At 67.4% G+C, this 21,281-nt stretch carries 20 protein-coding genes and 1 pseudogene; 14 read left to right on the top strand and 7 right to left on the bottom strand.

Features of this window, described 5'->3' with window-relative positions; all coding sequences use genetic code 11:
• The 3 genes from G6018_RS02145 to G6018_RS02135 all read left to right on the top strand — a co-directional run.
• Positions 1 to 359: hypothetical protein (locus G6018_RS02145; RefSeq protein WP_206685251.1), on the top strand; the 359-nt coding region annotated here is incomplete at its 5' end.
• Between the two features lie 163 nt (positions 360 to 522).
• The gene (locus tag G6018_RS02140) at positions 523 to 1,029 is read left to right on the top strand and encodes a GtrA family protein (RefSeq protein ID WP_182638591.1); all 507 of its coding nucleotides are present in this window, start codon (positions 523 to 525) and stop codon (positions 1,027 to 1,029) included.
• 112 nt (positions 1,030 to 1,141) lie between these two features.
• A complete protein-coding gene (locus tag G6018_RS02135) occupies positions 1,142 to 3,013 on the top strand; it encodes a glycosyltransferase (protein ID WP_182638590.1) in 1,872 nt (623 codons plus the stop codon).
• A gap of 107 nt (positions 3,014 to 3,120) precedes the next feature.
• Here the strand turns inward: G6018_RS02135 and G6018_RS02130 are convergent, their stop codons facing one another.
• The 7 genes from G6018_RS02130 to G6018_RS02100 form a co-directional block, all read right to left on the bottom strand.
• Positions 3,121 to 3,726 carry an urease accessory protein UreD gene (locus G6018_RS02130; protein WP_347237770.1) on the bottom strand — a complete coding sequence of 202 codons (606 nt, stop codon included), beginning with the start codon at positions 3,724 to 3,726 and terminating at the stop codon, positions 3,121 to 3,123.
• A 146-nt stretch (positions 3,727 to 3,872) separates the two neighbouring features.
• A complete protein-coding gene (gene ureG / locus G6018_RS02125) occupies positions 3,873 to 4,526 on the bottom strand; it encodes an urease accessory protein UreG (RefSeq protein WP_277817748.1) in 654 nt (217 codons plus the stop codon).
• Positions 4,527 to 4,552: 26 nt separating this feature from the next.
• Positions 4,553 to 6,271 carry an urease subunit alpha gene (locus G6018_RS02120; protein ID WP_182615973.1) on the bottom strand — a complete coding sequence of 573 codons (1,719 nt, stop codon included), beginning with the start codon at positions 6,269 to 6,271 and terminating at the stop codon, positions 4,553 to 4,555.
• Positions 6,268 to 6,957, bottom strand: coding sequence for an urease subunit beta (locus tag G6018_RS02115; protein ID WP_179524248.1), 690 nt, complete (start codon positions 6,955 to 6,957; stop codon positions 6,268 to 6,270). The genes G6018_RS02120 and G6018_RS02115 overlap by 4 nt, the downstream gene beginning before the upstream one ends.
• 19 nt (positions 6,958 to 6,976) lie before the next feature.
• Entirely contained in the window at positions 6,977 to 7,642 is a 666-nt protein-coding gene (locus G6018_RS02110; protein ID WP_179524249.1) for an urease accessory UreF family protein, read from the bottom strand.
• Positions 7,639 to 8,169: an urease accessory protein UreE gene (locus G6018_RS02105; RefSeq protein WP_182638589.1), complete on the bottom strand. Its 531-nt coding sequence runs from the start codon at positions 8,167 to 8,169 to the stop codon at positions 7,639 to 7,641. The genes G6018_RS02110 and G6018_RS02105 overlap by 4 nt, the downstream gene beginning before the upstream one ends.
• Before the next feature lie 57 nt (positions 8,170 to 8,226).
• Positions 8,227 to 9,222, bottom strand: a complete 996-nt coding sequence (locus tag G6018_RS02100) for a helix-turn-helix transcriptional regulator (RefSeq protein WP_182638588.1) — start codon at positions 9,220 to 9,222, stop codon at positions 8,227 to 8,229.
• Positions 9,223 to 9,669: 447 nt separating this feature from the next.
• Here G6018_RS02100 and G6018_RS02095 point away from each other — a divergent pair, with 447 nt between their 5' ends.
• The 11 genes and pseudogenes from G6018_RS02095 to G6018_RS02045 form a co-directional block, all read left to right on the top strand.
• Complete coding sequence (locus G6018_RS02095; protein ID WP_241731010.1) at positions 9,670 to 11,232, top strand: ABC transporter substrate-binding protein; 1,563 nt, start codon at positions 9,670 to 9,672, stop codon at positions 11,230 to 11,232.
• Positions 11,233 to 11,235: 3 nt separating this feature from the next.
• The gene (locus G6018_RS02090) at positions 11,236 to 12,198 is read left to right on the top strand and encodes an ABC transporter permease (RefSeq protein ID WP_182615964.1); all 963 of its coding nucleotides are present in this window, start codon (positions 11,236 to 11,238) and stop codon (positions 12,196 to 12,198) included.
• Positions 12,195 to 13,154, top strand: coding sequence for an ABC transporter permease (locus tag G6018_RS02085; RefSeq protein WP_179524254.1), 960 nt, complete (start codon positions 12,195 to 12,197; stop codon positions 13,152 to 13,154). The genes G6018_RS02090 and G6018_RS02085 overlap by 4 nt, the downstream gene beginning before the upstream one ends.
• 36 nt (positions 13,155 to 13,190) lie before the next feature.
• Positions 13,191 to 14,036 carry an ABC transporter ATP-binding protein gene (locus G6018_RS02080; protein WP_179524255.1) on the top strand — a complete coding sequence of 282 codons (846 nt, stop codon included), beginning with the start codon at positions 13,191 to 13,193 and terminating at the stop codon, positions 14,034 to 14,036.
• A gap of 2 nt (positions 14,037 to 14,038) precedes the next feature.
• Positions 14,039 to 14,842 carry an ATP-binding cassette domain-containing protein gene (locus tag G6018_RS02075; RefSeq protein WP_182638586.1) on the top strand — a complete coding sequence of 268 codons (804 nt, stop codon included), beginning with the start codon at positions 14,039 to 14,041 and terminating at the stop codon, positions 14,840 to 14,842.
• Positions 14,842 to 16,194 carry an amidase gene (locus G6018_RS02070; protein ID WP_182638585.1) on the top strand — a complete coding sequence of 451 codons (1,353 nt, stop codon included), beginning with the start codon at positions 14,842 to 14,844 and terminating at the stop codon, positions 16,192 to 16,194. The genes G6018_RS02075 and G6018_RS02070 overlap by 1 nt, the downstream gene beginning before the upstream one ends.
• Before the next feature lie 138 nt (positions 16,195 to 16,332).
• Positions 16,333 to 16,530 carry a hypothetical protein gene (locus tag G6018_RS02065; protein WP_182611061.1) on the top strand — a complete coding sequence of 66 codons (198 nt, stop codon included), beginning with the start codon at positions 16,333 to 16,335 and terminating at the stop codon, positions 16,528 to 16,530.
• A gap of 5 nt (positions 16,531 to 16,535) precedes the next feature.
• Positions 16,536 to 17,942 carry an amidase gene (locus G6018_RS02060; protein ID WP_182638584.1) on the top strand — a complete coding sequence of 469 codons (1,407 nt, stop codon included), beginning with the start codon at positions 16,536 to 16,538 and terminating at the stop codon, positions 17,940 to 17,942.
• Positions 17,939 to 19,357, top strand: coding sequence for an amidase (locus G6018_RS02055; protein ID WP_182638583.1), 1,419 nt, complete (start codon positions 17,939 to 17,941; stop codon positions 19,355 to 19,357). The genes G6018_RS02060 and G6018_RS02055 overlap by 4 nt, the downstream gene beginning before the upstream one ends.
• Before the next feature lie 34 nt (positions 19,358 to 19,391).
• The gene (locus G6018_RS02050; RefSeq protein WP_182615953.1) at positions 19,392 to 20,576 is read left to right on the top strand and encodes an MFS transporter; all 1,185 of its coding nucleotides are present in this window, start codon (positions 19,392 to 19,394) and stop codon (positions 20,574 to 20,576) included.
• 132 nt (positions 20,577 to 20,708) lie between these two features.
• Positions 20,709 to 21,281 (top strand): annotated as a pseudogene (locus G6018_RS02045) (hypothetical protein); the annotation flags it as partial.

Genomic DNA, 21,281 nt, shown 5'->3' with positions numbered 1-21,281 from the left:
GGCGGTCTGCTCAGGCGGAGCCGCGCGTGGTCGGCGTCGAGAGGACCACCCGACCGGTGGGTGTGCACGACGGCGCCGCCGGGCGTCGGTCGGGCGTGCGCAACGGCGACGACGTCGGGACGGCCCGGCCGGTCGGTGTGTACGAGAACACGGTCGGCGCGGTGGTGAGGGCAGTGTTGCGGTCCTGGGACACGGGATTCCTCCTGGTCGTCGAGGAGAACGATCGACGGCAGGTCGCCACGGGCGGCGCCGACGAGCCCTGCTGGCGATGTGGTGCGGAGGCGACGACGGCTCACCCGGGGCGGTGGCGCGGACCTCGTGGTGTGTGCGCCGTGTGGAGATGGGGTGGCCGGAGCTGAGCACTCCTGCGGAATCGAACGCTGTCGGCGGAGGTGTCGCCCGTCTGTTCGACCAGAGGCGCGCTGGTGGGCGCGCGATGGAACGACGATCGCATGTCGCCCAGCGGAGCACAAGTCGTCGCGCCGGTGTTCGTGCGGCGCGGCCGGGACCTACGCTGTCCTGGTGAGTACACCTACCGGCGGCGCGGACATCCCGGACGATTCCGTCCTCGACTCCCTGCGCGGGGCCGTCGACCCGCTCGAAGCCCGACACGAATCCGATCCGGCACGGCCGACGGACTTTCGGACCCAGGTCACCCGGTTCTTCCTCACGGGCGTACTCTCCGCGGTCGTCGACTACGGCCTGCTGCAGCTGTTCATGCTGTTCGGGCTGGGGTACGGCCCGGCCAAGGCGCTGTCCTTCGTGGCCGGGACCCTCACTGCGTACTCGCTCAACCGTCGGTGGACGTTCCAGGCCGAGCCCTCCCGCGCCCGCTTCGTCGCCACGATGGGCCTGTACGCGCTGATGTTCGGCGTGCAGTGGGGCCTGTTCATGCTGCTGGTGCCGTGGTTCCACGACCTGGGCTGGAGCACGTTCTGGGCCACGACGGTCGGCTACGTCATCGCGCAGGGCGTGGCGACGGTCACCAACTTCATCGTCCAGCGGACCGTGATCTTCCGGGTGCGCTGACCGCCCTCCCGAGTTACCGCCCGGCCGGGGTTAGCCTGGACGGCGCGCCCGGGCCAGCAGTCGCCCGGGAGTGAGACGACCTCCGCCCCGACTCCCCAGGAGCACCCGCCACATGGACGCCACCACCGTGACAGCCGCAGGTGCCGACGCCGGTTCCGCCCCCGACGAGCGCGACCTGCTGGTGCAGCGCACCCTGTTCTCGGGCCCGCGCAGGTGGGTCAACGACGACCTGTACTCGCGGATCGTGCGGGGGGTCGTGCGCCGCACGCGCGCCGAGTTGCACCTGGACGCCGGGGCCGTCGTCGACACCAACACCTACTTCGGCCGGTTCGAGGCCTCCTACTGGCAGCGCTGGACCACGGTCACCAGCCTCACCGTGCGGGTCGCGGTGGAGTCCGAGGGGCGCCTCGACGTCCTGGTCCGCGCGTCCGACATCGGTTCCCACGTGCGCACCGTGGACGTGTTCCACCACCAGGGGGACGGGATGGCGGTGTTGCACGTGCCGGTGGACACGTTCGTCGACGGTGGCGCGATGTGGCTGGAGTTCCACGCCGTGGACGCCGAGGCGACCGTGTCCGAGGTGACGTGGGGTGTGACGACGACGAGCCCGGCCCGCCGCGCGGCGGTGGCCATCTGCACCTTCAACAGGGCGGACGACTGCGCTGCCACCGTCGACTCGCTGGCCTCGGACCCGGTGGTGGCCGAGCTGATCGACGACCTCTACGTGACCGATCAGGGGACCGACCTGGTCGAGACGCGGGAGGCGTTCCGGCGCGCGGCCGGGGAGTTCGGCGAGCGGCTGCACTACCTGCGCCAGCCCAATCTCGGCGGCGCCGGCGGGTTCAGCCGCGGGATGTTCGAGGCCACCGCGCCCGGTTCCACCGGGCCGGTGGACGTGCTGCTCATGGACGACGACGTCCGGGTCGAGCCCGAGACGGTGTTGCGGCTGTTCGCCTTCGCGGCCCTCACCCGCGAGCCGATGCTCGTCGGCGCGCAGATGCTGTACCTGTTCAACCCGGACTACCTGCTGGTCTCGGCCGAGCGCACGCAGCTCGATCAGCTCAAGGGCGGGCTGGACGCGGACGAGTTCGCCCTGCGCGACGAGTCCGTGGTGGAGAACCGGCAGGAGCGGCGGGTGGACGCCGAGTACAACGCGTGGTGGTCCTGTCTGGTGCCGGGGGAGGCGGTGGAGAGGGTCGGGTTGCCCCTGCCGTATTTCTTCCAGTGGGACGACATCGAGTACGGGTTGCGGTGCCGACAGGCCGGGATGCCCACCTGCACCCTGCAGGGGGCGGCCGTGTGGCACGCCGACTTCTACTGGAAGGACGGCGACGACTTCGGTCAGTTCTTCTCGATGCGCAATTCGCTGACCACCGCCGCCATCCGCCAGGGGATCGATCCGCGCGCGATGGCCACGAACCTGGGCCGGAGTGTCCTGCGGGCGCTCGTGGCGATGCAGTACGGTCTCGCCGCCACCCGCATGCGCGGCATAGAGGCGTTCCTCGACGGCCCCGACGGTGCCCACGGTGTCGGTGATGGCGGGCAGGCCGCCCTGGCCGGGATCCGCGCCGAACGCGCGGGATACCCGGAGACGGCCAAGCTCGCCGTCGACGCCCTTCCCCCGGGGATCAGGGTGGAGCGCAAGGTGGGGATCCCCCGCGAGGACCGCGAGGACCAGGTGCTGGGAAAACGGCTGCTCGTCCAGAAGCTCGGACGGCAGCGTCGTGGGGTCGTGGCCGTCCCCTACGAGGACGCGGCCTGGTGGCACGTCTCGCTCTTCGACGAGGTGTACGTGACCGACGCCTCGCAGACCGGGGTGCACCACCGCAAGGTCGACCCGCAGCGGGTCACGGAGCTGCAGAAGCGCCTGGTCGCCCTGCTCGCGCGGTTCATCCGCGAGGCCCCCGCGGCGCAGGAGCGGTGGCGCGACGCGCAGACCCGCCTCACGACGCGGGAGAACTGGGCGCGGCTGTACGGGGTGTAGCGCGGCACCGCCGTGCCCGAGACGATCTCCTCGGCGAGGTCGCGGATCTTGACGTTCCGATGACTGGGATCCCTTCGCCTCGGGCGGCCGGATGGGCGTGCAGCGAGCTACACGAGGATCGAGAGCGCATCGTCAATCGCCCTTCGCAAGTGATATCCGTTCTCGGCCACGACACGAATGCTCATTCCGGGGCAACTTCTGAGAGGCGACACCGCGCCGTAACTCGTCCGCGCGCCGTGCTTGTTCAGCCACCACTTCCAGTCGAGTCCGGTGACGTGGTCCCCTACCGCGAGTATGAACGCGGACGCACCGAAGTGGTGCTCCCCGACGCAGTGGAATCCCATCCGCTCCACCGCGGCGACCTCGCCGTCGAACTCCAGTGTCGTTTCCGAGAGGTAGGACACCGATCCCGCATCAGGATGACGCACGACCGCGTCGACGAGGAGGACGCAGGAGGAGGTATCCACGGATACGCGGCTCACCTGTGAGAAGGACGAGCCCGGCAACAACAGTCGAGGTTCGGACACGAAGTCCAACCGAGAGCCCCCCATCACCTTCAGGCTCAGGTCTTCCGCCGCCCCCTCATGGGACCCGACCTTCTGGACGGGCATGGCGCCCTGTCCCACAAGCCTGACCCGGCCGCCGTCGCGGACAACGACTCGTTGGCGAAGCCGCTCACCCGTGATGAGTCCGCTGGTGGCCGACTGGACGATGAGGGATGCCGTGTCGTCACTCAGGCCACGGACCTGGCCGTGCGTCAGGATGCCGATCTCGTAAGGCCAGCGGAAGTATCTCCGGGACAGGAAGGTGCGGCCGCCTCGGCGGGCTATCTCGAGGTCGAGCGCATATGGTTGCGCGCTCAGAAGAGCACCTCATCAGAGATGAACCGCGCGAACTCGTCCACGCCCTCACCGGTGAAGCAGTTCGTGACGAGGACCGGTCGCCCCTCCCGCACGTCGCGGGCCTCGGTGACCATCAGTTCGAGGTCCACCCCGACATGCGGTGCCAGGTCGGCCTTGTTGATGACGAGGACGTCCGCGCGGAGCACGCCGGGTCCGCGCTTCCGGGGGATATCGCCTCCTCCGGAGACGTCGATCACGAACACCCAGAAGTCGACGAGATCATCGGAGAACGTCGAGGCCAGATTGTCGCCGCCGCTCTCGATCAGAATCACGTCGGTACCGGGGAAAGCCTGATCGAGCTGCTCGGCGGCCTCCATGTTCATGGTCGGGTCCTCGCGGATCACCGTGTGCGGGCACGCTCCGGCCTCGACGGCGAGGACCCGGTCCGCGTCGATGATCCCCGACCTCCGCAGCCGCACGGCGTCTTCCGATGTCACCAGATCGTTGGTGATGACGGAGACGGATTTACCGAGATTCTCCAACCGCGGTATCAGCTTCTCCACCATCGCGGTCTTGCCGGACCCCACCGGGCCGCCGATGCCGATGCGAGCCGCGGGACCCGGGGGCTCCGTCCGGCCTTCCGGTCTGACTCCGGTCCGGGTAGCAGTCAGAGTCGAGGAATCAGCCACCGGATCAGTCATCTCAGCATGTACTTCCTGGTCAGTGGGCGCACGTCGAATGAGTGCACCTCAAGCTTTTCCCCGTTCACGGAGACGTCGAAGGTGCGCGGGTCGACGCGTACGTCGGGTAGCGCGTCGTTGTGGACCATGTCGCTCTTGCGCAGATGGCGCGTCGACGTGATGGGGAGGACTGCTTTGGTGAGCCCGAACGGCTCGAGCGATCCGGCCCGGGCGACGATGTCGGAGACGAAGACTGCGCTGACGTGCTTTTTCGCCGAGCCCCGGCCGCCCCACATCAGACGTTGGACCTGCGGTTCGGTCATCATGAGACTGCCCGCCGCGTCGCCCATCTTGGCCCAGACGATCATTCCCGCCTTGAGTACCTGCACCGGCTTCACGCCGAACGACTCGAACGGCCACAGCACCAGGTCGGCCATACGACCCGGCTGCACCGAGCCCACGTGCTTGTCGATTCCCACCGCGATCGCCGGGTTGAGGGTGGTCTTGGCGACATAGCGCTTGATCCGCTCGTTGTCCGCGCGCCCGGTCGTCTCCTCGGGCAGACGGCCGCGGTGATCTCTCATGACGCTTGCCAGTTGCCACGAGTTCGTCACGTTCTCCGCGAGGCGGCCCATCCCCTGGGTGTCCGAGCCGAAGATCGAGATCGCGCCGATGTCGTGCAGCAGGTCCTCGGCGGACATGGTCTGCGGCCGGATTCGGCCTTCGGCAAACGCGACGTCCGCTTCAGATCGTGGATCCATCTGGTGCCCGATGAGCGTCATCGGCACGCCCTCCTCGAGCGCCGACCACGCGAACGGGTTGGTCGGGTTGGTCGACCCCGGGATGACGTTGGGGTACGACACCACGCTCAGGATGTCCGGGGAGTGCCCGCCGCCCGCGCCCTCCACGTGATACATGTGGATCGTCCGGTCGCCGATCGCGGCCATCGTGTCCTCGGCGAACCCGAACTCGTTGATCGAGTCGGTGTGCAGGTGCACTGCGAAATCGTGCCGGTCTGCCGCGATCAGTGAACCGTTGATGGTCTCAGGCGACGCCCCGAAATCCTCGTGGACCTTCACCGCGATCGCCCCGGCCTTCACGGCGTGGGCGACCGCCGAGGGGTCGGAGCCTCCGCGGGCGAGCAGACCGAAGTTCACCGGTGAACTCTCGGTGCCCTGCAGGTAGCGTCCCATGACGTGCGCGGTGCCTGAGCCGACGTCGAATACCGGTCCGGGAGAGCTGCCGATCAGCGTCGTCGTCCCTCCCGCCAACGCGTGCTCCGATTGTTCGGCAGAGAACATGTGTCCGTGGGATTCGATCGCCCCGGCGGTGACGATGCAGCCCTGCGCCGAGATCGACGTGGTGTTCTGGCCGCACACGAGGTTCGGATCGATTCCCGGCATTGTCGCGGGATTGCCTGCGTTGCCGATTCCGACGATCCGCCCGTCCCGGATACCGATATCCGCTTTGACGATGCCCTGGACCGCGTCGATGATCAGCGCGTTCTGGATCACGACATCGAGTGCACCCTCGTCCGTGGTGACGGTCGCGGACAGGGCCTCTCCATCGCGCATGTTCTTCCCTGCGCCGACGGTGAGTTCGTATCCGTGGTGGGTGTAGTCTTTCTCGATCTCCGCGAGCAGCGACGTGTCGCCGAGTCGCACCAGATCGCCGGTGGTCGGGCCGTAGAGCTGTGCGCGGGCCGCCGGGGTCAGTGAGGTACCGCCCGTCGTCATGACTCCTCCTGGATGTAGCCGCGCTGGCGGGCCCTCTCAAACGCCCGCGCGCGGGTGTCGGGGTCGTCCAGGGGGCCGTTGACGAGTCCTGCCTGACCGTGGACGACGCGCTCGCCGACGAACGGTGTCAGGGTGACGACCTTGGGGATTCCCGGTTCGAAACGCGTACCGCCACCGGCGTTGATGGCGAGCTTGTGGCCGTAGGCCGCTGCCCGATCGAAAGCCAGGGCCTTGTTGACCTCGAAGAAGTGGGTCATGCTGCGGACCTGGATGTCGCGGTCTCCGGTGTTGACGACCTCGAGGTCGATGAGCCCCGATGGATCGAACACCGTCTCCGCCTCGGTGAGGGCGATGACCTCGCCCGGCACGGGACCGTCTGCCGTCTCCGCGATCGGGGAGTAGATGGTCAGCAGCTTGCTGCCGGCGAGGGTCGGCAGCTCGAGCATGATGTACGAGATCATGCTCGGCACCCCCGGCTCCACCTGCGCCGACGTGAGCAGTTGCCCGGCTCGTTCCCGGACCTCCGAAAACGGTAGGTCGGTCCGCGCCATGAGCATCGCCTCGTCGGTGAGGTACGCGACGGCCTCGGGGTGACTCAACGGGATCCCCTCGCGGAGGTTGCGTCGCGCAAACTCGGCGGCAGTGAACACGGTGAGCCTCTCGGACTCGGTGGGCGTCAGGTTCATGGAGTAGTCCTCGGTGTAGTCACGACGCGAAAAGTCGTAGATCGGAGTGTCGATGGCGCTCGGCGGCGATGTCGTGCTTCGGGGTCCATGCCGTCGGACGGGCCCCGTCGGGGACCGGGAGCCCGAGGAGCTCGTCGAGCCGCCCCGACGCCCGGGTCATGAGTTCCTGGATGCTCCTGTGTCCGGCGGCCCCGAGCCGCACCGCGCTGCTCGAGTACGACGAGACGACCTGCCATCCGGAGAGGGCCTCGGCATCCCTCAGCCCAAGGCCCCGCGCCTGTGCCACGACGGCCTGCGCCACGGGCAGGTGGGCACCCGCGGGGATGGCGACCCGGACGTGCGAAGACAGCGGGTCGCCGAGCCGTGCCCATACCCCCAACAGGGCCCGCCCCGCCCGTCGCGAGGCCTTCCGCGCGGCCTCGCCGATGAGGTGCACGTCCACTTCCGTGTCCAGCGCGAGCAGCTCATCCAGCTCATTCCACCCGTAGGCCTGATTGAGAAACACCCGGTCGAAGGAGTTCCACCGGTGCACGAGTGCCTCGTCGAGCAGGACGGCGAGCTCGGCAGGGGAGGTGACCCACCCGTCTGCCACGAGCGTCTCCAGACCGGAGGAGAACGAGCCGGCGCCCGCGGCGAACGCCGGATCAGCGTGGAGCAGAAGCGCCGTACGCGAGGACGCCGTCATCGTATGGTTCCCGCCCCGTGTGCCGTCGCGTCGTGAGAGTGGGGCTCGTGGGCGGCGACGGCCGCCCCGGTCGTCCCCGCCTCGGACTCGACCACCTCGATCACCCCGCTGTGGAGGAGATGTTCGATCCGCACGAGATAGTCGTCTCTCGGTCCGTCGAGCAGGACCGTCATGTACTGCCCGGCCATGCGGACCTTCCAGTGAAGGTGCCCGGCGTGCCACCCCAACTGGATGCCGCCTTCGGCGTCGAGTGCCCGCAGATGTAGTTGCTCGGTCTCGCGTGCTTCGACCACCACCGCGCGGCGGTCGGTCAGCTCCAGAACCGAGCCGTCCCGGAGAGTCACGTCCCTCGGGAGTGCGATGCCGTACTCGATACCGTCCTGGTCCACGGCCTTGAATCGCTTACGGCCCAATTCGGACTGCGGCACAATCAGGCGGACTACCCGTCCAGAATACTCGTGGTGAGACAGCGCATTGTGGATATCCGCCTCGAGACGATGCCCGACGAGAGTGCGAAAGGTGTCCATGGCTCGACCCTAGGTGCAGTGCCGAAGACTATGAATACGTCATTTGACGCAATTTCTCTATCTGAGGCACGAGAATGCTGGATGACCGAGTAGGTAGATCCCGTCCACCATCGCGATGCGCGTGACGGAGCTTCGATTCGGAACCCCTAGCTTCACGAGAATGTGCTCCACGTGTTTGGATATCGTTCGCGGGCTGGTGAACAGCCTCTCCCCGATCTCGGTATTGCCACACCCCTCGACGATTCCGGTGACGACCTCCGCCTGTCGCCGGGAGAGCCCGGCGGGCATCGGCCCTTCGCGCCAGGACACATAGAACCCGCCGGCACCTCGCCGGGCGCCCTCCACCCGGACATGGACCGGCGCGGGCGCCTCGTCGGGCCATATCGCGAACCGCGAGACCTGCCCCCGTGTCGGCCATGTCCGGAGCAGGACGGACCGGATGAGTTCCGCGACCTCGTGGCTGTGCTCTGGTTCGAAGCTCGTCAGGTTGAGCCCTGGGTCGAGCAGGAGTGCGCCGTCCGCCTCGTTGCGGGTGCGTCGTTCACGGGTCCGGAAAAGAAACTCGCCCAGCGCCGGAGCGGCTGCCGACAACGCGGCCATCTCCGCTTCGCCGGGCGGCCGGGGCGCGTCGGTGTTCCCGGTCACCATCCCCACATAGCGCTCCTGGTGGAACAGTGGCAGGTAGACGCCTTCCCGGTACCCCAGCGGGAGAATGAACTCTTGGTAGAGGGCCGAATCCGCGCGGTTGATGTGGGCATCGGTGTCGGCCCAGCCCTTGGGTCGCCTGTCCCGGTGGAGCGCGGGCCAGCACAGATCGTCCAGGAACACTTGCCCGTTGAGCGCGTCCAGCAACTTCTGCGGGAACCGCTTGGTGTGTAGCGGCTGGTGTATCCCGCGCGCCGGATCCCACTCCGCGATCTCCAGCGACGGGTACTGCACGAATCTGTTGAGTTCAGAGAGGGCTTCGTGCGCTGCGGTGAGAGGCGGGACCACGTCCGCCTGAGTCGCGCGGACCGCTTTGAGTGTTGCCTCGAGAATCGTTGTCGCCTTCATCGTTCTCCCCAGAACTCTCGTACACGGATGCCGATCCGACCTCCAGTCGCGGTGGGCATCGATGCACGGAAGTATGACGACCCGTTGCTTCTCCCTGTGTCGACAGGGTGTTAACAGCTCGTAACGTTGGTTGCGAATTATTGAATTGTCCGCCGGAGAGCATTCCCCGGCCTATTTCGAGGGATATTAACGCGCGTGACAATGAGCTGAGTCACATTTTTACCTGGTATCTTCGCGGCGATGGCGCCGTCTGCTGGCAAATACGCACGATGACGTATTCACAGAACCTAGTGGCCCTTTCTACTGTTCTCCGCACAATGAATTCCGGGTAGGCGGCCAATTTTTTGGCGGCCGGTGGCTCAAGGAAAGGGCACGCATCTCATGCAGAAATCGGCTAAATACCTTGGGTGGAAACGTCGGGCCACAGCGATCGCGGCTGGGCTCACGTTGTCCCTTGCCCTCACCGCGTGTGGCGGTGCCGGAGGCGGAGGCGGGAACGACCACACGCTCATCATCGGGATCGAGTCCGAGGCAGACGTCCTCGACCCGCAGGTCGCCGGCGGCTGGGTCACCTGGCGCATCAACTCCCAGATGTACGAGCCTCTCGTGATGCACGACCTGCAGACCCCGTCCGAGGAGGCGGCAGTCCCCGAACTGCGACCCGGGCTGGCGGAATCGTGGGAGATCTCCGACGACGGTCTGGAGTACACGTTCAACATCCGCCAGGGCGTCACGTTCCACGACGGCACCGAGCTCGACGCCGAGGCGGTCGAGTACAACATCCGGCGCATGTGGGATGAGTCGTCGCCGCAGTACAACGCCACCGCTGCCGGTCAGACGGTCTATGTGTGGCAGTTCGTCGACGAGGTCGAGACAGTCGACGACCAGACGGTTGTGGTCCGGATGACCCAGCCGTTCTCCCCGTTCCTCCGCATGCTCGCGCAGGGCGGCAACGGATCCACCGGAATCATCAGCCCCGCCGCGCTCGAGGAGCACGGCGAGGACATCGCCGAGAACCCGTCGGGCACCGGACCGTTCGTGTTCGAGGAGCGCATCCGCGGCGAACGGATCACGCTGTTGCGGAACGAGGACTATTGGGGCGAGGTGCCCGAGTTGGACGGCGTCATCTTCCGTCCGATCCCGGATCCCGCAGGCCGCTCGGCCGCGATCCGCAACGGTGAGGTCGACGTGATCGCAGTGCCCTCCCCGGACTCCGTTCAGCAGCTCGTCGACGAGGGTTACCAGTTGTCCGACGGCGCGCCGCCGCACGTCTGGTACCTCTCCTTCAACATGCGGGACGAGTACATGGAGCTGCCGGAGGTCCGGCAGGCAATCAACCTGGCCATCGACCGCGAGGGGATGGCCGACAACCTCCTCCAGGGCACGGCCGAACCCGCGTACGACATCCAGGCGCCGGCCAACGACGCGTACGTCGAGCGGACCGACGCATACGCCCGTGACCTAGAGCAAGCGCGTGAGCTCCTCGCGGAGGTCGGGCTGGAGGACGGCTTCACGACCAGCCTCGCGACCTCGGTCGACGGATCCGGTCAGATCGTCCCGGCGCCGATGGCCGAGTTCATCCAGCAGAACCTCGCCGAGATCAACATCGATGTCGAGATCCAGACCATGGAGTGGATCTCCTACCTGGGGCGCTGGGGTGAGGGTGCCGGCGATGTGGGAATGATGCAGATGTCCTGGGGCATGGATACCCCGTACTGGCTCTACATCGTCACCTCGCAGGCCATGATCGCCCCGAACGGACCGAACGTCGGCTACTACGACAACCCGGAGCTCGACGCCGTCATGGAACAGGCGATCACGGCCGCATCGGAAGAGGAGTCGGTCGAGTTCTGGCAGCGGGCCAACGAGATCGCCACTGAGGATGGGGCGCTCGCACCGATCGTCAACGACCGCGCTCCGTACATCCTGTCTCCGCAGGTCGAGGGCTGGGTCTCGGCGAGCCAGGAGTGGTACGACCTCACCGGCGTCAGCCTGAACTTCGAGGACTAGGCCATGCTTCTCGTCATAGGCAAGCGCCTCGGGTCGACCGTCTTCGTCCTCTTCGGAGTGGTGCTGATCGTCTTCCTCCTCCTGCAACTGGTGCCCGGTGATCCCGCTCGAACGATTCTGGGCGCGGGCGCGACGGAGGATGCCGTTGCGGCCGTCCGCCGGGAGCTCGGCCTCGACCAGCCGGTGGTCATGCAGTTCTTCACCTATCTGGGCGGGCTGCTGACAGGCGACTTCGGTCGCTCGCTGACCATCAACCAACCGGTTCTCGACATCATCCTGCCGAGGTTCCAGAACACGATGGTGCTGTCGTTCGCGGCGCTGGCTCTCTGCATCGTCATCGGCGTCCCGCTCGGGATCATTGCCGCTCGCAAGCAATACGGCATCTTCGACCGGGTCTCCATGTTTGTCTCGCTCGCCGGTGCGAGCGTCCCGGTCTACTGGTTCGGTCTCATGCTGATCGGAATCTTTGCCCTTCAGTTCGGGTGGTTCCCGACCTCCGGAATGTCGAGCGCGCGGAATATCGGCGGGGGAATGGGTGATCTTCTGATGCACCTCGTCCTCCCTGCGATCGCCGCGGCAACCGTTCCACTGGCCGTCATCGCCCGAATGACGCGCAGCGTGATGGTCGACACGATGGAGCAGGACTACATCCGCACCCTGCGGGCTTCGGGGATCTCGGAGCGCTCAATCCTCTGGCGGCACTGCTTCCGGAACTCGCTCCCCCCGATCGTCACCGTCATCGGGCTCCAGATCGGCTATCTCCTCGGCGGGGTGATCTTCGTCGAAGTGGTGTTCTCCTGGCCGGGACTCGGGTACCAGCTCTACACCTCGATCACGCAGAACGACATGCCGCTCGTGCAGGCCGGCGTCCTCTTCATCGCGCTCGTCTTTGTCGTCGTCAATCTGCTGACCGACACGGCAGTGGGCGTGCTCGATCCCCGCACCCGCAGAAAGGTCACAGCATGAGTTCGATCCTCGGCACATCCCCGGTTGCGGACACGGCAGGCGGCCACGAGCAGGGGAGCACGGCGGCAGACGAGGCCGCTCCTCGTCCCACGGAGCCCGCACAGCGTCCTTCCCGCCTACTGCTCGCGCTCCGCGCGTTCATGCGGGACAGGATGGCCGCGGTCGCTGCCATCATCCTGCTCCTCGCGATAGCCGTGGCGATTCTCGCTCCGGTACTCAGTCCCTACGATCCGACCATCGGGGACTCCTCAAGACGACTCGAGGGGATCGGAACGGAGGGCCACATCCTGGGACTCGACGGCCAGGGCCGCGACATCCTGTCCCGGCTGATCTGGGGCACCCGGTACTCACTGTCGGTCGCGGTGTTCCCGGTACTCATCGTCCTCCCTGTCGCCTTGCTCATCGGTTTGATCGCCGGGTACGCGAAGGGCCGGGTCGGCGAGACGCTCATGCGACTGCTCGACGTCCTGTTCGCCTTCCCGCTCGTCCTTCTGGCCATCGCGCTGGCGGCCGTGCTCGGCGCGGGGTTGGGCAACGTGATGATCGCCATCAGCATCAGCCTCATCCCCTACATGGCCCGGGTGGCGTACACCTCGACGGTTCAGGAATCGTCCCGGGAGTACATCGAGGCGGCCCGGGCGGGGGGCGCACGGACCCCGGAGATCCTCTTCAAGGAACTGCTCCCGAACGTCGTCTCGCCCCTGGTGGTCTACGCGACCACCCTGTGCGGCCTCATGGTGGTCCTCGCCGCCGGCCTGAGCTTCCTGGGCGTCGGAATCATCCCGCCGACCCCGGACTGGGGGATCATGACCGCCGACGGCGCCGGCGTCCTCCTGGAGGGATACGCGCACGTGGCCACCATCCCGGGGTGCGCCATCCTCGTGGTCGCCCTCTCGTTCAACCTGCTGGGTGACGGCGTCCGCGACGCGCTCGATCCCCGCAAGCAGACCACCTGATTTCCGCGCCTTCGAAGAAAGCGAGCGTGAGACCCAATGCTTGACATCAACAATCTCAGCGTCGATTTCCACACTGACGGCGGCGTCGTCCACGCGGTGAAGAACGTCAGTCTGTCCGTGGGGGAGGGGGAGATCCGCGGCCTCGTCGGAGAATCCGGTTCAGGCAAGTCAGTGACCTCGATGACGATCCTGGGGCTGCTCGGCACGCGACGGGCGAAGATCGCGTCCGGGGAGATCCTCCTCAACGGGACGAACCTCCTGGAGCTGTCCCAGAAGGAGCTAGTCAAGATCCGGGGCAGGGAGATCGGCCTGGTGTCGCAGAACGCGCTCAGTGCCCTGGACCCGTCGTTCACCGTCGGCGCCCAGATGGTCGAGGTCATCCGCCTCCACCAGAAGCTGTCGAAGGCCGATGCCTACAAGGAGGCGGTGCGGTCGCTCGAACTCGTGGCGATGCCGGATCCCGAGCAGAAGCTGCGCGCGTACCAGCACCAGCTCTCCGGTGGTCAGCGGCAACGCGTCGTCATCGCCATGGCGCTCGCCGCCCGCCCCAGACTCCTGCTGGCGGACGAGCCGACCACGGCCCTCGATGCGACCGTGCAGAAGCAGATCCTCGACCTGCTGCTCGAGATCAACAAGGAACTCGGCACCGCCATCCTCATGGTCACGCACGACTTCGGCGTGGTGTCGCACATGTGCGACACGGTCACCGTGATGCGGCAGGGCAGCATCGTCGAGCAGGGCACCGCCCACCAGGTCCTCAGCGCGCCGGAGCATCCCTACACCCGGTCACTCATCAGTTCCGTGCCGAAGCTCCACCTCGACGACTCGGCCCGGAACGTCCCGCGCGGCCAACGCCGACTCAACGTCTTCCAGGAGGCCTGACGATGTCTACCAGCGACACAAAATTCGTGGAAGTGATCAACCTGCGCAAGGTCTTCAACGTCTCGGGCGGCTTCGGCAAGAAGAGCCGGGAGGTCGTGGCCGTCGACGACATCTCGTTCTCCATCCGACGGGGAGAGACGTGGGGGTTGATCGGGGAATCCGGTTCGGGGAAGACCACCACCGGCCGGATGATCCTCGGCCTCGAGGAGGCCACCTCCGGGCACGTCGTGGTGGACGGGAGCGAGACGACCAACCTGACCGGCGAACGTATGCGACGGATCCGCCAGAAGGTCCAGGTCGTGTTCCAGGACTCCGGTTCTGCGTTCAACCCCCGCCTCCCGGTCGGCCAGCAGGTCGGCGCACCACTGCGCAGATTCGGACTCTGCGACGGCAAGGAGGCCACCCGGCGGGTGTTGGAACTCCTCGAGAAGGTCGGCCTGGACGATAGCCACTACGACCGGTACATCCACGAGTTCTCCGGAGGGCAGCGGCAGCGCCTCGGCATCGCGCGAGCACTCACCACTGATCCCGAGTTCCTCGTCCTCGACGAACCCACGGCGGCCCTCGACGTCTCGGTGCAGGCGCAGGTGTTGAACCTTCTCAAGGACCTGCAGGCCGAGCGAGGGCTCACGATGTTGCTCATTACCCATCACCTCGCCCTGGTAGAGCACATGTGCGACTCGGCCGGCGTGCTCCACAAGGGCAGGTTCGCCGAGGTAGGACCCGTCGACACGGTGCTCCGCCACCCGAAGAGCGAGGTCACGCAGAAGCTCCTCGAGGCCGTTCTCGAACCGAAGGCGGCGTGATGACCATCCGTCCCCAGCAGATCGCAGGCACGACCTACTCCGTCGACGCGGTCGTTGCCCGCTACACCGAGGTCGAGCCGACGATCTCCGCGTTCGTCGAGTTCTTCGAGACCGAGGCCCGGGCCGAGGCTGACACCGTGAGCGCGAAGGGGCTCACCGGCCCGCTCGCCGGGGTGCCCGTCGCGGTCAAGGATCTCTACGATGTCGCGGGCCACCCCACTCTCAGCGGCTCGAAAGTGGCCGACACCGAGCCCCTGGCGGCGGACTCCGCGGCCGTCAGGAAGCTCCGTGAGGCCGGGGCCGTGATCGTCGGAAAGACGGTGACCCACGAGTACGCCTTCGGCGCCATGTCACCTCCCACCCGCAATCCGTGGAACCTCGACCGCGTTCCCGCCGGGTCCAGTGGTGGCTCGGGCGCGGCCGTGGCGGCAGGCGTGGTCCCGATCGGGATGGGCACCGACACCGGCGGATCGATCCGGATGCCGGCTGCGGTGTGCGGGGTGGTCGGATTCAAACCCAGCTTCGGGCTCATCAGCCGCACCGGCATCACCCCCTGTAGCCCGACCCTCGACCACGCCGGCCCCCTCACCGCGACCGTCTCGCTCGCCGCGGCCGTCGTCGACTCCCTGGCCGGATTCGACCCGACCGATCCCGGGAGCAGGCGATTTCCGGGACCCGACGCGGTGGCCTCGCTGGAGCGGGGCGTCCAGGGATTGGCGCTCGGCATCCCCGAGCACTTCTTCTTCGACACGGCGGACGCCGACATTTCCGAGGCCGTCCACGCGGCAGCACGGGAACTCGAGGCGGCGGGTGCGCGGCTCGTTCCCCTCACGTTCCCCACCCCGGAGGAGTGCGGTGACGCCGTGGTGACGATCGCGGCAGCCGAGGCGGCGCTCTATCACCGCGATCGGTTCGCAGCGCGTCGAGTGGACTTCGAATCAGACGTCGCTGCGGCTCTCGACGCAGGCCTCGCGCTGAGTGCTGTCGATCTCCTCGAGGCTCTCGATTTCCAGGCGGCACTCAAGAAGGCGTGCGACGCGATGTTCGCGAAGGTGGACGCCGTGATCACCCCCACCGTTGGGACCGAGCCACCGCCGCTCGGTGCATCATCGATGGTGCTCGGCGGGCGGGAGATGTCGACCCTGTCGGGCCTCAACGCCTTCACCGTCCAGGCCAATCTCCTCGGGGCACCGGGTCTCGCCGTGCCCGCCGGGCTCAACGCCAACGGCATGCCGGTGAGCATGCACATCATGACCGCACCAGGCCACGACGCGCTCGCGCTCGCCATCGGTCGTGCCTACGAACAGCGAACCGACTGGGGTCGGCTCGCCCCGCCGCTCGCGGCGCACTAAGCCCCGCGAGCGGGCTGACACCCACTCCCGTCCCCTCACCGGGCCCGTCTACCAGGCCCGTCACACAGCCCCCGGTGGTCCGGGCGACGCCGGGTTCCCCGGTCTGTTCCATCACCCACGTCCGATAGGAGAAAGCCCATGTCAGAAACTCCCAAGGTGTTCACCGAAGAGGCGATCAGAGCGCTGTTCGACTACGCCGACAGCAAGGTGACCGACGAGCGCCTCGCCGCCAAACTCGCCGACTACACGCCGCTGCTGGAGATCGCCAACAGTGAGCCCTTTCAGCCCTTGGGCGAGACCCCTCCGGCCACCGCCTTCAACGCAGATTGGAACTGAGAGCCATGGAACCGTACGAACTCACCTTCACCGAGGCCTCGGACAAGATCGCCTCGAGAGAGCTCTCACCGGTCGAGCTCACGGAGTCGTCGCTCAAGCGGATACGCGAGGTCGAGCCCGACATCCACGCCTATGCGACCATCACCGAGGACCTGGCGCTCGAGCAGGCGCGGGTGGCCGAGAAGGAGATCGCCGCCGGAAAGTACAAGGGACCACTGCACGGGATCCCCCTCGGCGTGAAGGACCTGTACGACACCCGAGGGATCCTCACCACCTCCAGTTCGGACGTCCGCGCCGACTACATCCCCGATGCTGACAGTGCGAGCGTGCAGAAGCTCACCGCAGCCGGAATGGTGATCGTCGGCAAGACCCACACCCACGAGTTCGCGTTCGGCGCGACCACCCCCACCACCCGGAACCCGTGGGACATCTCCACAGTCCCCGGCGGATCCAGCGGGGGCTCCGGGGCCTCGATCGCCTCCGGAGGCGTCACCGTCGCGCTCGGCTCCGACACCGGCGGTTCGATCCGCATCCCGGCCTCGGTCTGCGGCACGGTCGGCATCAAGCCGACCTACGGCCGCGCCCCTCGTGTGGGGGTCGCGTCGCTGTCCTGGTCCCTCGACCACGTCGGACCGCTCACCCGCAACGTCCGGGAGGCCGCGCTCGTCATGGCGGCGATGTCCGGCTACGACCGACGCGATCCCGCGAGCGTCAACAGGCCGGTTCCCGACTGGACCCCCGATCTCGGCGGATCGGTCGAGGGCACTCGCATCGGCATCCCGACGAACTTCTACAACGAGCGGGTGCAGACCGAGATCTGGGAGGCGTCGATGGCCGCCGCACACGTGTTGGAGGGCCTCGGTGCGGAGTTGGTCGAAGTCGAGATCCCGCTCGCGGACAAGGTGCTGTCCACCGCGTGGACCATCATGCTCGCCGAGGCGGGCGCCTACCATCAGGAGGCACTGCGCGAGACCCCGGACCTGTTCACCGACGAGGTCCGGACCCTCCTCGAGGTCGGCGAGGGCGTGTTGGCCACGAGCTACATCAACGCACTGCGCACGCGGACTCTCATGCAACAGGGCTGGCGCGAGATGTACGCCGACATCGACGTCCTGCTGGCACCCACCCTCCCCGGGCCGGCGGTGGGCGCGGACGATCCGGTCTTCGAATGGGCCCCGGACGACATCGAGGGAGCGACGACGGCGTACAGCCGGGTGTGCGCGCCGGGCAACCTCACCGGACTCCCGGCCCTCTCAATGCCCGTCGGCTACTCGACGGACGGTGGTCTGCCGCTCGGTGCGCAGGTGATCGGAAAGCCGTTCTGTGAGGGCGACGTGCTTCGCGTGGCGTCGGTCTACGAGACCGCGACCGACCACATCGGCACCCTGGCACCGCTGAAGAGGGCGCCATGAGCCCCGGCGGAGAGCTGGCGCTCCTCGAGCTCACCGAGGTCGCGGAACTCATCCGCGGTCGGCAGGTCAGCTCCGTGGAGGTGACCCAGGGAATCCTCGAGCGCATCGAAACCCATGACGGCCGGCTCCAGAGCTACGCGATCGTCAGCGGCGACGCCGCCCTGGAGGCCGCGCGTGCGGCCGACGCCGAGATCGCGGCGGGGAACTACCGCGGTCCATTGCACGGGGTCCCGGTCGCGGTCAAGGACCTCTGCTACACGGCGGGAACTCCCACCGCGGCCGGTGGAACCATCCACACCGATTTCGTTCCCCGGTGGGACGCCACCGTGGTGCGCAGGCTGAAGGAGGCCGGCGCCGTCATCACCGGGAAGTTACGGATGACCGAGGGCGCATACGCAGAGCACCATCCGGCTCTCCCGACCCCGGTCAACCCATGGGATGCCGACACGTGGACGGGATCGAGTTCGAGTGGTTCGGGGGTCGCCACCGCGGCCGGCCTCTGTTACGCCTCGCTCGGCTCGGATACCGGCGGGTCCATACGGCTGCCCTCCGCGCAGAACGGGGTGACGGGCATCAAGCCGACCTGGGGGCGGGTGAGCCGGTACGGCGTCTTCGAGCTGGCCGAGAGCCTGGACCACATCGGTCCGATGACGCGCAGTGCGCGGGACGCGGGCGTCGTGCTGTCGGCGATCGCCGGCGAGGATCCCCATGATCCGACCACGGTGTCGGCGCCGGTGCCGGACTACTCCGGAGACCTGCGGTTGGACCGGGCGCCGAGCGTCGGAATCGACTGGGACCTGACGGCGACGTTCGACGAGCCGACCCAGGCGATGTTGGCCGGTGTCGTGGGAGTGGTGGAGTCTCTCGGTTGGCGCGTGTACAGCATCGAGCTCCCGGACCTCGCCGCCATCAGCGCGGACTGGGAGACCTTGTGCGCGGTCGAGACCGCGGCCGCTCACGCCGCCACGTATCCGGCACGGTCGAGCGAGTACGGCCCGGCGCTGGCGCATCTCATCGAGACCGGACGTGGGCTCAGCGCGGTCGACTACCAGATGCTCCTGTCGCGGCGGCGCGCGTTCACCGGGCGACTGAAGCGGACATTCCAGGACATCGACCTAGTGCTGTTGCCCGGTGCGGGTTTCGCGTCGCCGACGATCGAGACGATGGCCGAGCTCGGTACCTCCCCCGAACTCCTGGCGGGTCTGTTGGTACCGACTGCCCCTATGGACGTCAGCGGTACCCCGACCATCACGCTGCCCGGTGGCTTCACCGACAGGGGCACACCGATCGGCTTCCAGCTGTGCGGCGGGGACCTCTCGGAGCATCTCCTCGTCCGGGCGGCGCACGCGTTCCAGTCGGTGACCGACTTCCACAAGAAGAAGCCCGCAGTGGGCAAGGCCGCAGTGGCGGCGTGAGCACCGCCCTTACGGGCACGAGACGAATCGGACGATGTCCACACAGCCACAGAGGCGAATAACGCCTCTACGCCTCTTCGCCCTCGCCGTCTTCTGCGGAATCTCCGCCAGCATCGTCTACATTCCACAGGCGCTGCTGACGGACATCTCGACGAATTTCGGTGTGTCGCATCACACCTCGGGACTGATCGCGGCGAGCGCCCTGCTCGGCTACGCCGTCGGGATCCTCGTCCTCATCCCGTTCGGAACCCGCGTCCGCTCCTCGACACAGGTGACTGTTCAGGCGATCGTGCTCACCGTGGCGCTGCTACTGGCGGCACTCTCCCACAGCGTCATCGCGGCCACCGCAGCGTTCTTCGCCGTCGGGGTGGTGGGGAATCTGGCGCAGGTCATCATCCCGGCGGCCAACCGGATGTGTGCCCCCGGGCAGAGAGGTGCGACCAATTCCGTTCTCGTGGGCTCCCTCCTCGTCGGCTTGTTCGGCGGGAGGGCGCTCGCGAGTGCGTCCACGGACTGGGTCGGTTGGCGAGGGACCATCGTCGCGTGTGCCCTCCTGGTCGTCCTGGCGCTCCCCGCGGCATTGTGGGCACTCCGCCGGGCAGTCCCGCCCGTCGGCAGCGCACTGTCGCACGTGTCGTTGATGTCCGCAGCACTGAAGAGTGCTCGCGGCAACCCGGTCCTGCTCAGGGCCGCCTTCACCCAGTCCCTCGGTCTCGGGGCGTTCAACTCGGTGTGGGCGGTGATGGTCCTGCACCTCACCGCACCGCCGTTGTCATGGTCGGTCACCCAGGCCGGGATGTTTGGGCTGGTGGGCCTCGTCGCGGGGCTGGTGACACCGATGTCCGGCCGATTGATCGACAGATACGGAGCACGCCGGATGACCGGTGTGTTCCTGGTAATCCTCTCGCTGTCCTCGGGAGCGATCTTCCTGACCCACGACATCCCGGTGCTCTTCGGGCTGGCTCTGTTCTTCTCGACGTGGGCGAATCAGTCTGCATTGTCCGGAAACCAGGTGCAGGCTCTGTCCACATCTCCCGAGCACTCTGCCCAGCTCAACACCGCTTTCAGTTTCATCGTCTTCTTCATCGGTGGATTCGGGGGTCTGGTCGGCCCGCTCGCGTTTGCGATGGGAGGCCTCTCGGCGGTGGCCACCGTGGTCACGGTGCTGTCGTTGCTCGCGCTCCTGGTGTGGCGCTTCGTGCCGGTCACACGTTCTTGACACCGGTAAGACTCGCGGGTCCCGTGGCGACAGAACCGGCCGTCATCCACAGCTTCAGTCTGTCCACAGGGACCTCCCCGGCCGCACGTCCGCGGTCCGGATCCGACTGCCACGTGCTGCACTGTGTCCGGCATGGACACTCCCACTCCGGTCCGCGGGCCGAGCACCGACGTTCAGGCCTGCATCGAGAGCGCCCCCGCCGTTCACGGTCACTTCCCGAAGAGCCCCTGCGGGCTGCCGCCGGGCCCGTTGACCACTGCCGAACTCGCCGCAGCCGTCCCTGATCCACGAGACCGTGGCCGCTACGTACGGATCTGGCACGGGCTCTACCGCCGGGACGACCAGGTCGACGACCTCCGTTTGCGCAGCCTGGCGCTGGCGCGGACCTGGCCCGAGGGGGTCTTGCGCGGGCGCAGCGCCGCACTGTTGTGGGGTGACGACTCCGTCCCGGCAGATGCGATGCCCGAGATCTGGCTGCCGGCCACCCGTCGGTCCCGCGCGGGACGGGTCTACCGCTACGGTGCGATGCCACCGGCCGCCGTCACCGAGCTGGGCGGTCTTCGGGTCACCACCCCGCTGCGCACCTGCCGGGACCTGGCCGGCGATCTGGACCTCGAGGACGCGGTGGTGGCGGTGGAGAGGGTGTGTGCGGCGAACCCGGGACTGGCGGGGGTACTCGCGGCCGCGGCAGGGCACCCGTCCGGC

Source organism: Dietzia sp. DQ11-44 (assembly GCF_014145205.1).
GTDB classification, from domain to species: domain Bacteria; phylum Actinomycetota; class Actinomycetes; order Mycobacteriales; family Mycobacteriaceae; genus Dietzia; species Dietzia natronolimnaea.
This window is presented reverse-complemented; position numbering and strand designations above follow the sequence as displayed.

Bases quoted from the DNA above. Each gene is read 5' to 3' on its own strand.
- G6018_RS02050 (WP_182615953.1), top strand. From the start codon at position 19,392: ATGTCCACACAGCCACAGAGGCGAATAACGCCTCTACGCCTCTTCGCC.
- G6018_RS02135 (WP_182638590.1), top strand. From the start codon at position 1,142: ATGGACGCCACCACCGTGACAGCCGCAGGTGCCGACGCCGGTTCCGCC.
- G6018_RS02115 (WP_179524248.1), bottom strand. From the start codon at position 6,957: ATGAACCTGACGCCCACCGAGTCCGAGAGGCTCACCGTGTTCACTGCC.
- G6018_RS02090 (WP_182615964.1), top strand. From the start codon at position 11,236: ATGCTTCTCGTCATAGGCAAGCGCCTCGGGTCGACCGTCTTCGTCCTC.
- G6018_RS02100 (WP_182638588.1), bottom strand. From the start codon at position 9,222: ATGAAGGCGACAACGATTCTCGAGGCAACACTCAAAGCGGTCCGCGCG.
- G6018_RS02065 (WP_182611061.1), top strand. From the start codon at position 16,333: ATGTCAGAAACTCCCAAGGTGTTCACCGAAGAGGCGATCAGAGCGCTG.
- G6018_RS02060 (WP_182638584.1), top strand. From the start codon at position 16,536: ATGGAACCGTACGAACTCACCTTCACCGAGGCCTCGGACAAGATCGCC.
- G6018_RS02110 (WP_179524249.1), bottom strand. From the start codon at position 7,642: ATGACGGCGTCCTCGCGTACGGCGCTTCTGCTCCACGCTGATCCGGCG.
- G6018_RS02070 (WP_182638585.1), top strand. From the start codon at position 14,842: ATGACCATCCGTCCCCAGCAGATCGCAGGCACGACCTACTCCGTCGAC.
- G6018_RS02080 (WP_179524255.1), top strand. From the start codon at position 13,191: ATGCTTGACATCAACAATCTCAGCGTCGATTTCCACACTGACGGCGGC.
- G6018_RS02105 (WP_182638589.1), bottom strand. From the start codon at position 8,169: ATGGACACCTTTCGCACTCTCGTCGGGCATCGTCTCGAGGCGGATATC.
- G6018_RS02120 (WP_182615973.1), bottom strand. From the start codon at position 6,271: ATGACGACGGGCGGTACCTCACTGACCCCGGCGGCCCGCGCACAGCTC.
- G6018_RS02085 (WP_179524254.1), top strand. From the start codon at position 12,195: ATGAGTTCGATCCTCGGCACATCCCCGGTTGCGGACACGGCAGGCGGC.
- G6018_RS02055 (WP_182638583.1), top strand. From the start codon at position 17,939: ATGAGCCCCGGCGGAGAGCTGGCGCTCCTCGAGCTCACCGAGGTCGCG.
- G6018_RS02075 (WP_182638586.1), top strand. From the start codon at position 14,039: ATGTCTACCAGCGACACAAAATTCGTGGAAGTGATCAACCTGCGCAAG.